Source organism: Aciduliprofundum boonei T469 (assembly GCF_000025665.1).
In the GTDB taxonomy this organism is placed as follows: domain Archaea; phylum Thermoplasmatota; class Thermoplasmata; order Thermoplasmatales; family Aciduliprofundaceae; genus Aciduliprofundum; species Aciduliprofundum boonei.
In genome coordinates this window covers 600,508-612,840 of sequence record NC_013926.1, presented here as the reverse complement: position 1 = coordinate 612,840, position 12,333 = coordinate 600,508, and the positions used below count along the sequence as shown (strand labels likewise).

Here is a 12,333-nt window from a genome sequence, read left to right as displayed (position 1 = left end):
CTATATGCGTTTATAACTTTCACTCCCTATGGCCTCAGTGCTTCATTCCATAAAAGAGTTAATATCTTTCATAACCACAATTTTAATCATAATAATCCTCTTCATAATATTTGGGTATATGGCTTATAGCATATTCTATGTCGCTCCTTTTATCTACGATTCGAATTTTCTAATACCAATATACATAGTAATTCCATTTCCCATTCTTGTAACATTCCTTGGTGGGTTAGCTGCTTATGGATGGTATATATTCTTAGCCATCGCCGTCTCAATCTCAGGCATATTTATGGTTTTTTATGGCATTATACCTTATTTCAAAGATTTCTTTAGCCATCCATTTGCATACAGAAAAAATCCATTTCAAGAGTTAAGCGAGTTATACTCTCTGAATATATTCTTCAGCCTGCTTGTGGTGTATCTTATGTACATACTTGGCTATGTACCTTATACTCCCCCAGGCCTAGAAAAAATGCCTGTTTGGGCTCAAATGCTTAGCTTTTTGCACGCTTCTGTGTATGAGGAACTCATCGTGAGAACAGTATTTCTGGGAATTCCCGTGTTCCTCGTTTATCTTTTAAAAGGAGAGAAAATATCCCCCATTAGAATATTTGGAGGATATGGTAAAATCACCTCTGTGGAGGCAGTATTTATCGTAATTTCAGCAGGAATATTTGCAGCTGCACATGTGCCAGCCTGGAATCTGTGGAAGGTCATACCCACCTTTGTAGGAGGATTGGTACTTGGATACTTATACATCAGATATGGCATCTATGCATCCATAATGCTACATTTTCTAACAGATTTCATAAGCGTACCTATGGCAATGCATAGAGAGTATCAATTCCTCTTCGGCTTGCTAATGATAATCTTGGCCATTGCAGGAGCGGTATTTTTCATATCCTATTCAATCAGAGTGATAAATTATCTGAGCAGAAATAAGAAAAAAGAAACAAAAATAGAAAAGAGAAAATATCAGCCCACATCTTGGACAAACTTAGTATGCCCAAATTGTGGAGGGACCTTATTCCAGTATGTTGATAAGGATACAGTGAGATGCCTTAAATGCGGATCTGTAATAAAAATTGAAAGCAGCGAAACTGAGGAAGGGAATAAGGAGGAGATCATCTAAGCTTTCTAGTATCTGGTGCGATGATGTCTATCAATTCTTTTAAATTCTCTCCTTTGATTGTAATTTTTATATCACCTAGTGGGGCATTACCAACAGAAAAACTAATCTTGCCCACGGTGGCTACCTGTTTGTTTATGGAAAACACTATCTCATCATCGTACAAATTACCGAGTAACACGCTTCTGGCCGCATCTCTTATTCTCTCCTCCTTTAGTATCTTACCAAAATTCTCCAGGCTACTTGACCTTGCTATTATTTCTCCAGCAAGGAGTTCAAATCTGGCATCGGGGAAAATACTCAAAATGGCATTTTTTATCTTCTCAACATCCTCTGTTGGATTTATCTCCGTTTCAATAGTTATCTCTAAACCCATATGGCATGACGCCTCCTCATATCTTCCTCTGTCTGCCCGAGTTTATTCATTAAGGATGAAATGATAGAGTCCAAAAAAACCACTGCTGCATCTTCAAATAGGGTTCCAAGGGGAGCGAGCTCACCTTTCTCTTTCTCATACCTAATGACAAATGTTAAATCTGCATGCTTTGCAAGTGGAGATTTTGCAGAGGAGGTAATTGCTATAACCTTGGCACCAACCCTTTTAACTATGCTCTCCACAAGGAGTGTGGATTGAGTTCTTCCCGTATTGGATATCAAAACTACCAAATCTCCCTTATTCACCACAGGGGTTATGGTTTCCCCTATAAAATACGCAACAAGTCCGAGTTGAACAAGACGCATCGCAAAAAATTTTCCAACTAATCCACTTCTGCCCGAGCCATAAACAAATATTTGCTTTGCTTCAGTTATCATATCTACTCCATGATTTACCAAGGAAACATCTATGGAGTTCAATGATTTTTCTATGCTCTCAAGGATGTACTCATAAGAATCCTTGAACATGGTAATCACTTCTTCTTGGCAAGTTTCCTTGCGAGAACCCTTTCCATTATAACACGCATATACGCCGCATCATGCTCTAAAAGGGGCGAGGAGGAAATCAGAGTGATATTGTATTCATTCTTCAAAATAACATTCGCAAGAGTCTCAAATTTTAGATCTCCTTTCTTTATTGGTGCTATCATTGTTTCATTTCCATTCTCATAGAAAACTCCTGCAAAGTGTACATAATATTCATCTTTCCAGAACGGAGATATTTTTTCAAATATTTCTTCAAACTTCTTGGCATCTTTAAGGGAGCCGTTTGTTCTTGCGTGGATATGGGCAAAATTCACAATGGGTAATATTCCCTTAACTTTCTTGCACAAATTCAAAATCTCGTCCAAACTGCCAAAAACAACCTGCTTACCTGATACTTCAAATCCCAACTTTGGTTTGAGTTTCAATCTCTTATACTCATTTTTCAGCTTCTTAACATTTTCTACCACATTTTTCATGGCCGCTGCTTTGCTCAAATCCCCGTATAGCCCAATATGATTTACCACATACTTGCCCCCCATCTCATTAGCCAACAGCCCTCCCCAAATTATGTACTCCATTGATTTCTCAGTAAGCTCCCCATTGGAAATAAGGTCCATATAGTATGGGGTGTGCAAACTAAGCTGCACATCCAATTCCTTAGCCAAATCACCAAGCTTTCTCAATTCAACATAACTATTGGCAAGGTTCCAAAAAAGTTCGAGAACTATATCATCCTCCTCCAGAGCAACATCTATTCCCACAGGCTGATAGTTGCCCTCATCATCGGGGCGCAAAACATCAACTATCAACGAAGTTTCTATTTCCCTTGGCTTTAAACCCACTTCATCATACACGCTTCTCTCCTGCACATTGACCCTGAGAAATTGAATTTCCATAGCGTGGAGGCCCATCCTATGCGTATCCTCTATCGCATCTTTAAGTGTGCGTCCCTTGCACGAAAGAGGTATTCCAGCAAGACCAAAACGATACATCTCTTGCATGTATTGCGTAGAAAGTAATAATATTTTCGCAGAAAAAAGAGATTATCGGAGGCCAACTATTTGGCCATCCTTTGTCAAATCTATGCTCTCGGCAGCGGGCTTGCTTGGCAATCCGGGCATAGTGGAGATGTCTCCAAGGAGAGGGACAACGAACTTTGCTCCAGAGGATATCTTAAGGCTTCTAACCGTGACCACAAAATTCTCAGGTGCTCCAAGAAGCTTTGGATTGTCACTCAAGGAATACTGGGTTTTAGCCATGCATACGAAGAAGTCGTCAAAGCCCAAATTACTTATGAGTTTTAAATCCTTCTTCGCTTTATGGTCCCAGTCAACTCCATCAGCCCCATAAATCTCTGTAGCTATGGCTTCCACTTTCTCCCTAACTGGCTCATCAATCTTATACACAAATCTCGGCTTTCTTGGCTCAATATCTTGCAAGTATTTAGCGAGCTCAACTCCTCCTTCTCCGCCCTTGGCAAACACCTCGCTAACTGCAAACTTCACATTCATATCCTCCACGAGCTCTTGCAACTTGCTTAGTTCCCTTTCAGTATCATCAGGGAAGTGATTTATGGCAACCACGGGCTCAAATCCTAACTTGCGAACAATTTCAATATGCCTTTGCAAATTCTCTGCACCCTTCTCCAGTGCTTCCACATTCTCCTCTGCAAGATGCTTTTTCTTTACCCCACCATGATATTTCAAAGCCCTTACTGTGGCAACGAGTACTGCACCGCTGATATCAAAATTGCCCAGGCGAGATACTATATTCACAAACTTCTCGGCTCCCAAATCTGAGCCAAATCCTGCCTCTGTGACTAAATAATCAGAGTAACGCATTCCTATCTCATCCGCGAGGATAGAATTGTGCCCATGGGCGATATTCGCAAATGGTCCTGCATGGATAACTGCAGGTGTGCCCTCTGAAGTTTGAACTAAATTGGGGAGGAGAGCATCTCTCAACACTGCCGCCATGGCTCCAACAACCTTAAAATCCCTTGCAAAAACGGCTGTCTTATCGGTCCTAAATCCAACCAATATGTTGGATAATCTCTCCTTCAAATCTTCATAATCCTTGGCTATGGCAATTATCGCAGATATCTCACTTGCAGATGTAATCTCAAAATAATCTTCCGCTATGGCACCACCGTTGTCTCCAAGACCTATTACTATCTTCCTCAACTCTCTAGCGTTCAAATCAAGGACATGCCCCCATCTTATCTTCTTTCTATCCAGACATGGCTCTAAATTATGGTAAATAGCATTGTTTATGACTGAAGCAAGCAAATTATGGGCTACCTGAATCGCATGAAAATCCCCTGTGAAGTGAAGATTTATATCACTGCTCGGCTCTACAGTGCTTTTTCCTCCTCCTGTACCCCCACCCTTTATTCCAAAAACAGGGCCAAGAGAGGGCTCACGAAGTGTAACTATGCTCTTTTTCCCAAGATGCCAAAATGCCATGCTTGTGCCTATGGCGGTTGTGGTCTTTCCCTCCCCAAAGGGTGTGGGATTTATAGCAGTGACAAGAATAACCTTTCCCCTGCGCTCCTTTTTCCATATCTCTTCAAGGGGAATCTTTGCCTTATAGTTTCCATAATGAATGAGATTTTCAATTCCTATTTTTTGGGCAATTTCTTCAATAGGTAGCATACTGGAATATATTTAGTGGTTATATTTAAACAATATGCCACAAATTTGTGGATTATATTCTACTTCCCATCGTTTTACCATCCCATTTATCAACCATGCGCAATACTTCCTCCTTAACATCCTCTCCTTCCAGTGCTGCTATTATAATCCCTGCAATCTCTCTCATATCCTCAGGCCCATATCCTTTCCAAGTTAGTTCGGCAGTGCCTATTCTTCCCACAGAGTCAACTATAATACCGTTCTCTTCAAGCACTTCGCTCATCTGGGGAGGAGTTAAAGAGAATTCATCCTTCAATGAATTTTCATCCACTAAAACCTGATGCGAATTTGTATACTCAGGCGAGTGCTTGATTCCAAGTCCTCCTTCTTCAAGTGCTCTGGCCAGCGCTCTAGAATTTTCGGCCACATTTTTTCCATAAATCTTGGCCACTGGAGAGAATTCGTAGAGAGCCATGGCCAATGCAGCAACCCTGTTTGTATGGTAATTATCTTGAGTGCGCCAAGTTAAGTTCTCCTCAATTTTCTCGTCCACACTTTCATCATTCGTGAATATTATCCCTCCCTGAGGTCCAGGGAAGGATTTGTGAGTAGAGCCGTAAACGGCATCGCATTTCTCAATATCCTCTTGAAATCCAGCGGGCAAGAGGCCCATAATATGGGAGGCATCATAAACCACCCTTGCCCCGATCTCTTCCGCTACTTCCAAAACTTCAGTGAGGTTGTAAGGGAATAGAATGTAACTGGCCCCAAGAATTATCAATTTTGGCTTCTCTCTTCTTATCTTCTCCACATCTATTCTACGCATATCCTCCATATCAAGAGGGACAAAATTAAGGTCAAACATATCGGGCATATATGGCTGAGAGTACCCATCATAGCCCCCCAGTTCCGGAGGTATGGCCATTATTTTATCTCCCTTATTTGTGAGAGAGAGAAGAACAGTCATAGCGGCAATATGCCCGGATATGGGTTTTACATTGGCAAATTTAAATCCAAAAATCTCCCTTGCCTTATTCTCGGCGTATTCTTTTATCTCCTCCTGATATTTCGTGCCCCCATAGGCATTATGCACGAAGGAGCCATGCACCTCTTTATCAAAGAGCATGCTGTACCGCGAGGCCATGTCCGATGCTAGAGCTTTGCGAACCCTATAAGATAAAAAATTCTCTGAAGCTTGCATATTGAGCACTCTTTTTCTATACTCATCGTGAAGTTGAATTATACCCTGCGGATTCATTTAAACACCTCACAATCTTCCAACTCTTCAATATCACATAAAGGTATTGTTTTTGAGTATTCTATACTTTTCGTTTTGAGCCCTGAGCCTGTTAAGATAAGGGCTATTCTTGAATTTTTCAAGTTTAATTTTTTAAGGACTGCAAGAGTTGTGGCAGAGGCAGGCTGAACAAAAATTCCCTTATAAGCAAGCTCTTCTTGAGCTTTTATTATCTCATCCTCTTCAACTGCAATACATTTCCACCCATTCTTTTTCAATATCCTTAGAACAGCATTTCCGCTTGGAGGATACGGATTCTCTATCGCATGTGCGATTGTACTTGCATTCTTAAATCTCCCAATTTTGCCTGAGGGATAAGCACTGCATATTGGCGAGCAACCCTTAGCTTGCACAGCAACCATCTCCGGAATTTTATCTATTGTTCCACTCTCCTTCAACTCTAGAAACCCCTTATAAACACCCCTGAACAATCCTCCAGAACTCGTGGGCACGAAAACATAATCCACATCCACCTTTTCGGCGAGCTCATATGCAATTGTTTTATAGCCCTCTATTCGAAAAGGGTCATCTGAGTTCATAAAATATATTTTTCTCGTTTTCCCGATTTTCAAAGATTTAAAATACAGCTCTCCATAGTCACCTTTCACTTTTAAAATCTTAGCCCCGTAGGGTAAAAGTTGGGATATTTTCTCATTTAGTATATTCTCTGATACAAGAACTATCGTATCCAATCCCGCATGTGCCCCATAAGCAGCCACACTTGCAGCCATGTTGCCAGTGGATACCACGCCTATCCTATCAAATCCCATTTGAATCGCCCTGTTTATCGCCACAAAAGTACCCCTATCTTTAAAGCTCCAAGTTGGATTCAAAGTCTCATTCTTGAGATAAAACTCATTTCCATACATATCAACTCGAATTATTGGTGTATCTCCCTCCCCCAAGCTGTAATCCATGCTCAAAGGAATTGAATAAAAATCTCTGTATCTCTCCCACACATTTCCATCTCTTCTCTTCCCCTTCATATTCTCCAACTGCAAGGGCTCGTTGCAAATTGGGCATCTCTGATGATGCTCTTCTAAGGAGAATTTTCTACCACAGGCAGTGCATACAAACATAAAACTACATTTCAAAGGATAAATATAAAACTGCTGCTAAAAGGCGCCTATAAAACCAATTTACAAAAATTATTTAAAGGAAAGCCCATTTACCTTCGCAAAGGTGATTACCCATGGCAAGCAAAAGAGCGGAGAGAGCCGCTGCAAGAAGGGTTCGTGATAAATGGAGGGCAAAGGTCTGGTACACGATAATAGCCCCGGATACTTTTAGCGCTAAAGAATTGGGCATGACTCCTGCCAATGATCCAAATAAGGTTATTGGAAGAATTGCCGAAGCAACCCTATACGATTTGACCGGAGATTTCAAAAAGATGCATGTCAAGCTGTATTTCAAGATCAACCGCATTCAAGGCACAAATGCATACACGAGATTCATAGGTCATGAGATGACCACGGACTACATTCGAAGGATGGTGAGAAGGAGGAGGAGCAGAATAGATGCCATATTCCCCGTGCTCACAGCAGATGGCTATAAGCTCCGTGTAAAGGTAATTGCCGTTCCTGATAAGAGGATAAAATCATCCATAAAGAGTGAGATAAGAAAGAAAATTATGGATTATCTTTTTGCAAAAGCCACCGAAATGACTTTCTCAGAGTATGTAAAATATCTTCTGAGTGAAGATGTTCGTAAAGATTTATCCAAGGTTGTGAAACCTGCCTATCCAGTTAGGAGGATTGAAGTGAGAAAATCTGAAGTCCTGGTCTTCCCAGAGGAGAAGGTTGTTGAACTTGAGAGAGAGGAAGAGAAGAAAGAGATTGAAGTAGAGGCTCCCGAAGAGGAAATCACAGAGAGCGAGGAAGAAGAGCCGAGCAAAGAAATGCAGGTAGAAGAGGAGTAATTTTTGGTGCCGGGGTGGCTCAGCCTGGTGGAGCGTCGGACTCATAGGGTATATTAATCTCCACCTCCAAGCCTGAGAAATCCGAAGGTCCCGGGTTCAAACCCCGGCCCCGGCATTACAGCATAAATATTATTCCTCTCCATCCAAAGCTTAAAAGCATTAAAGATATTATAAAGAGAAGAACCCCTATGCCAAATATGAACAAACTCTCTTTCCAAGATATGTTGTAAATTTTATCCGTGTCTTCTAGATCGTCTACATCCACCTCTGCAGATTTAAAAACTCGTTTTTTGCTAAACCTAAGTAAATTTATTGTAGGACTCGTTGAGAATGCCCCTATTATCATAACCGCCATACCTATGATGAAAACTATATAAGGTGTGATAAAGAGAAATATGCCTATTATAATCGAATATTTTATAAACGATTTCATAGCCTTTTCCTTGTCTATCTTCACAAACCCCCATATACACCTATGCAATTTAATTCTTTGGCTACTCTTTAACAAAGAATGGGGGTGCTGAAATTAGCACAATAAAACCTATTAGTGTAAGGGCCATCCCAACTCCAAGAGCATCGGCAAGATAGCCCATAAGAATGGATAGGCCGGCCGCTATGAATGTCTTGATTTGCGATTCTACACTCAATCCAGAGGCCATAACTCTGCTCTTTATTCTATCTGCAATATAGCCCACATTCATGGGTCTCCTTATGTTGTGGAGAACATAGATTAGGAGGAATAGCACAATGGATATTATGAGCCAGTTGATATGATAGAACACTCCCGCAAGAATGATTATCAATGCGCCCAAAACAAGAGTCGCATTTATCGCCCTTCCCAAGTTGCCCACTCTCTTCACTATCTTGTAAGAGTTACGAGATGCATATGCAGTCATTAGGTATATGAAAAAGTAAACAATGCCCACCACAACAGCCGTTCTCTTATCTCCGCTCAAAAACAATAAAATGGGTAATGATAGAGCAAAAGTTTGTAGAACTGCCTGGAGATAATCCTTTGTTGCCTCATGAGAGGCAGAGAACAGAGAAGAGTTAACTACTGCCTTCAGAACTATCTTATCTTTGAACATTAATCTAAAATCAGCAAGGGTTCTCTTAAACTGCTCTCTAATCTTTCCTGCACTCTTTCTTATCTCCCCATCCAGCATCTTTGGATAGGTAGCCAAGTTTATAAAATTGAATATGTATGGAAGTATGGTGATTATGAATATATCCCTGTAATTCCCAGTGTAAAACACAACAAATCCCGCAAGAAGTGCATTGGTCGCAGAACCAAGCTGGGAATATGAGCGGGTTGCACCGTAGTACTCAACCTTCTTATGCGAGATATTTCTGATTTTCAAGTACTCTAAAATCATAGCCTTATGTGTTCCCGTTCTATACGCATCTCCAAGAGCGTAGAGAACCATAGCAACTGCAAAGAGCCAGAAGGAACTAAAAGAGAAGAATATGAAAAATGCGATTATATACGAGACCATAGACATAAGCATTGAGCGTCTTCTCCCAAACGCATCTGCATAAACCCCCGTGGGAATCTCAAGTACATAAATTGATACTTCTTTTATCGCATATAGAATTCCTATCTCAGTGTAAGATAATCCAGCAGCTTTGAAAAACAAAAGTATGAACGGCTCAAATAATCTAAGGTTCTTCAAAAATCCGTATGCGGCAAATTTATAGAACATTCTGTCCTTGGGTATCAATGCATGAAAATGCAAATGCTGGTATTTAATCTTTCTCTAAAGCCAGAGATAATAGTCCACCACTTTTTCAATATCCTTATGAGCTCCCTTCTTCTTCATAAGGTTTCTGAGACTCTTGTTCTCCCCTAAATATCCTGCAAGTATTATTGCCAAACTCCTGTTTTCTTTCACATAAGTGTGAGACCTGTAGCGAATGGATGCCCACTTACCCTCAAGGGTGAACATCTCTTGAAGCAAGTCATCTATTTCTTTTCTAAGCTTCTCCATCTCCTCATTCACTTTCTTCTCCTCTCTGTACTCTTGAAGCGCGAGAGACACTACTTTCTCCTCCGGAATATTATAACTGGCAGATATTTCCTTCATCAGCTTCTCCGTGTGCTTGTTAAGCTTAAATTTTTTCTTCTTTAATTTTCCTGCTTTCAACAGGAGCTCCATTTCCTCTCATCTCCATCAAAAGTGCTTTATTTTCCATACCAAGTTCGTCAATCCACTGCTCCATCATTTTCTGGTCCCTCTCGGCCTTATCACAGAATTCCGTAAGTTCTTTAAGCTCTTCTTTCATCCTCTTTATCTTCTCTTCCAGTTCCTTTTTTCTCTTGAGCAGGGCTTCTTTATCATTCATCTCAAAATACCTGTTCATCGAAGCCATTCTCTCATAGAGAAAACGATTGAAATCGTCTTCTTTCATGCTGCGAATCTTTTCGAACAATTCCTTGGAGAGCTCTATTTCGAGCATAGGGACCACCTTTTTCAAAAGGAGCCATCAGCCTTGCGGCGGTTTGGTGGGCCCCATCACCTTATAAATGCGAATGAAAAATAATATAAGTAATTATCGCAAAAATTCACATCCAAAGATATTTATCCACTATCTTCTCCATATCCTTGTGCTCTCTCTTCATATTCATCAAGTTTCTTATATTCTTGTTCTTTGCCAGATAACCTGCAAGTGATATGGCCACAGCCCTGTTTTCCTTCATGTATGAATATGCCTTGTATCTCATCCCTGCCCATTTCCTCTCAAGAATGAACATCTCCTGCAAGAGTCCGTTTATCTCATCGTTCAGCTTGGCAATTTCTTCACTATCATCGTCATCCACCCTATTTCCCAGTATTACATCTTCCAGAACTTTCTCTTTGGAAATTCCTAATTTCTTGCTCAAATACTCTATCTCCCCCACATTGTTGGTGTATATTCTGCACTTTTTCTTCCTGCCCCCCTTAGTTTTTAACAAAATCTCCATTTTTCCTCAACTCCTTCATCAAATTTTGATTTTCATACTCGATATCATCTATCCATCGTTCCATCATTTTCTGCTCTTTCTCCGCAACCTTGCAGAACTCTTCTAATTCTTCAAGCTCTTCCTTCATCCTCTTTATCTTCTCTTCCAGTTCCTTTTTTCTCTTGAGCAAGGCCTCTCTATTATTCCATTCAAAATATCTTCTGTATTCCACCAATTTTTCGTGCAAGAATCTATTAAACTCGTCCTCTTTGTAAAACGATAAAATTCGGAACAGTTTAGGCGGCACTCTTAACTCGATCATCTCTCTGCCTCCTTAGTTTAATTGCTTTCATCAGAATCTTAGTATAAATAATTAACGACCAAAATATTATACTTGATTTCCTTATATACCTTGATGCTGGATCACACAAAGAAGGGTCTTGCAGAAGAAATATTATTTGTGGCTATAATAACCCTCGCTTTCATGCTTATTGCAATTTACAACGATATGCAATGCTGTCCAGAGAGAGTAGGCACTGACTGGATAATGACTCCAGTAATAGTATTTCTTGCATTTTTCATAGTGAGAACTGTGCGTGCTTCCATAGTGTTTCGAAATTATAAATTTCTATATCTCATCTCGACGGTAGTGATATTATCAGTGGGTCTAGCAATAGCAACCATAGTGCAAAATCCAAGCAAAGAGACCATAGTTTTTGCATCAATATTCATTGCTCTATGGATTCCGTATTTCATAGTCATAACTCGGCCTCAGATGTTCAGAATATACAGTATGAACATACCTCCAGACAGGTACATAGTGCTGGGCATCATAATTCCAAGAAGACAGAAATTAACACTGGTAATACCCGATAATCTAATCAAATACTTAGAAACTGGAAACAAGGATTACCTTCCCGAGAATGTGAAAGATAAAATAGAATAATTCCTATCACTCTATATGAAAGCAGGAGAAAATCCCCCGGAGGACATTTATGTGTTCATCGAAGTACCGAAGGGGAGCAATATAAAATGTGAGTACGATTTTGAGATGAATGTCATTAAGGTGGATAGAGTTTTACATACAGCATCGTTCTACCCTTTCAACTATGGGTTCATTCCAGAGACTATGGAGGAGGATAACGACCCCATAGATTGCCTTGTAATATCTTATGATTCTTTCCCACACGGCGTTTTAGTCAGAGCGATACCAATCGGCATGCTTGTCACTGAAGATGAGCACGGCCCAGACAGAAAAATCATCGCAGTGCCTCACCCCACCGTGGACCCGAGAAATGAAGGTATTGAGGACATCAGAGATGTGCAAAGCAGCGTGCTTGAGCAGATTAAGCATTTCTTCGAGCATTACAAGGAATTGGAAAAGAACAAGTGGGTGAAAATTGTGGGATTTCGAGGTGCCGAAGAGGCAAAAGAGGCCATAAAGAGGGCAATGGAGAGAAGAGAGAAAAGTATATCTTCTTAAAAGCCCCTCCAGTT

Annotated in this window: 16 protein-coding genes, 1 tRNA gene and 1 riboswitch; of the genes, 5 read left to right on the top strand and 12 right to left on the bottom strand. The window is 40.5% G+C overall.

Features of this window, described 5'->3' with window-relative positions:
- The first annotated feature begins 28 nt into the window (after positions 1-28).
- Positions 29-1,129 (top strand): CPBP family glutamic-type intramembrane protease, encoded by a 1,101-nt coding sequence (locus tag ABOO_RS03210; protein WP_008082281.1) that lies wholly within the window; start codon positions 29-31, stop codon positions 1,127-1,129.
- Here the strand turns inward: ABOO_RS03210 and ABOO_RS03205 are convergent.
- From ABOO_RS03205 to ABOO_RS03180, 6 genes are read right to left on the bottom strand one after another with little or no spacing between them, the layout of a single operon-like run.
- Positions 1,122-1,502 (bottom strand): RNA-binding domain-containing protein, encoded by a 381-nt coding sequence (locus ABOO_RS03205; protein ID WP_008082222.1) that lies wholly within the window; start codon positions 1,500-1,502, stop codon positions 1,122-1,124. The two genes, ABOO_RS03210 and ABOO_RS03205, sit on opposite strands and share 8 nt — an antisense overlap.
- Positions 1,493-2,029 carry a 6-phospho-3-hexuloisomerase gene (gene hxlB, locus ABOO_RS03200; RefSeq protein ID WP_008082593.1) on the bottom strand — a complete coding sequence of 179 codons (537 nt, stop codon included), beginning with the start codon at positions 2,027-2,029 and terminating at the stop codon, positions 1,493-1,495. Before hxlB ends, ABOO_RS03205 begins: the two co-directional genes overlap by 10 nt.
- A 5-nt stretch (positions 2,030-2,034) precedes the next feature.
- Entirely contained in the window at positions 2,035-3,039 is a 1,005-nt protein-coding gene (locus tag ABOO_RS03195; RefSeq protein ID WP_012997191.1) for a TIM barrel protein, read from the bottom strand.
- A gap of 51 nt (positions 3,040-3,090) precedes the next feature.
- A complete protein-coding gene (locus ABOO_RS03190; RefSeq protein ID WP_008082114.1) occupies positions 3,091-4,701 on the bottom strand; it encodes a formate--tetrahydrofolate ligase in 1,611 nt (536 codons plus the stop codon).
- Positions 4,702-4,753: 52 nt separating this feature from the next.
- Positions 4,754-5,938 carry a PLP-dependent aminotransferase family protein gene (locus ABOO_RS03185; RefSeq protein WP_008082729.1) on the bottom strand — a complete coding sequence of 395 codons (1,185 nt, stop codon included), beginning with the start codon at positions 5,936-5,938 and terminating at the stop codon, positions 4,754-4,756.
- Complete coding sequence (locus tag ABOO_RS03180) at positions 5,935-7,056, bottom strand: threonine synthase (RefSeq protein ID WP_008082473.1); 1,122 nt, start codon at positions 7,054-7,056, stop codon at positions 5,935-5,937. The genes ABOO_RS03185 and ABOO_RS03180 overlap by 4 nt, the downstream gene beginning before the upstream one ends.
- Positions 7,057-7,169: 113 nt before the next feature.
- Here ABOO_RS03180 and ABOO_RS03175 point away from each other — a divergent pair, with 113 nt between their 5' ends.
- Both ABOO_RS03175 and ABOO_RS03170 read left to right on the top strand, forming a co-directional pair.
- Entirely contained in the window at positions 7,170-7,895 is a 726-nt protein-coding gene (locus tag ABOO_RS03175) for a 30S ribosomal protein S3ae (RefSeq protein ID WP_008082288.1), read from the top strand.
- 8 nt (positions 7,896-7,903) lie between these two features.
- Positions 7,904-8,010 (top strand) — tRNA-Met (locus tag ABOO_RS03170).
- Here the strand turns inward: ABOO_RS03170 and ABOO_RS03165 are convergent.
- From ABOO_RS03165 to ABOO_RS03140, 6 genes are all read right to left on the bottom strand, one after another.
- Entirely contained in the window at positions 8,011-8,352 is a 342-nt protein-coding gene (locus tag ABOO_RS03165; RefSeq protein ID WP_008082149.1) for a hypothetical protein, read from the bottom strand.
- 37 nt (positions 8,353-8,389) lie between these two features.
- Positions 8,390-9,616, bottom strand: a complete 1,227-nt coding sequence (locus tag ABOO_RS03160) for an MFS transporter (RefSeq protein ID WP_008081945.1) — start codon at positions 9,614-9,616, stop codon at positions 8,390-8,392.
- Between the two features lie 36 nt (positions 9,617-9,652).
- Positions 9,653-10,051 carry a hypothetical protein gene (locus ABOO_RS03155; RefSeq protein WP_008082318.1) on the bottom strand — a complete coding sequence of 133 codons (399 nt, stop codon included), beginning with the start codon at positions 10,049-10,051 and terminating at the stop codon, positions 9,653-9,655.
- Positions 10,005-10,352 (bottom strand): DUF5320 domain-containing protein, encoded by a 348-nt coding sequence (locus ABOO_RS03150; protein WP_008083667.1) that lies wholly within the window; start codon positions 10,350-10,352, stop codon positions 10,005-10,007. Before ABOO_RS03150 ends, ABOO_RS03155 begins: the two co-directional genes overlap by 47 nt.
- A gap of 11 nt (positions 10,353-10,363) precedes the next feature.
- A riboswitch (Fluoride riboswitch) is annotated at positions 10,364-10,422 on the bottom strand.
- Positions 10,423-10,458: 36 nt separating this feature from the next.
- Positions 10,459-10,857, bottom strand: coding sequence for a hypothetical protein (locus ABOO_RS03145; RefSeq protein ID WP_008081941.1), 399 nt, complete (start codon positions 10,855-10,857; stop codon positions 10,459-10,461).
- Positions 10,835-11,158 carry a hypothetical protein gene (locus ABOO_RS03140; RefSeq protein ID WP_012997189.1) on the bottom strand — a complete coding sequence of 108 codons (324 nt, stop codon included), beginning with the start codon at positions 11,156-11,158 and terminating at the stop codon, positions 10,835-10,837. Before ABOO_RS03140 ends, ABOO_RS03145 begins: the two co-directional genes overlap by 23 nt.
- A gap of 93 nt (positions 11,159-11,251) precedes the next feature.
- Between ABOO_RS03140 and ABOO_RS03135 the strand changes: the two genes are divergently transcribed.
- The gene (locus tag ABOO_RS03135; RefSeq protein WP_008082528.1) at positions 11,252-11,782 is read left to right on the top strand and encodes a hypothetical protein; all 531 of its coding nucleotides are present in this window, start codon (positions 11,252-11,254) and stop codon (positions 11,780-11,782) included.
- Between the two features lie 15 nt (positions 11,783-11,797).
- Positions 11,798-12,319 (top strand): inorganic diphosphatase, encoded by a 522-nt coding sequence (ppa, locus tag ABOO_RS03130; RefSeq protein WP_008082550.1) that lies wholly within the window; start codon positions 11,798-11,800, stop codon positions 12,317-12,319.
- Positions 12,320-12,333 lie beyond the last annotated feature (14 nt).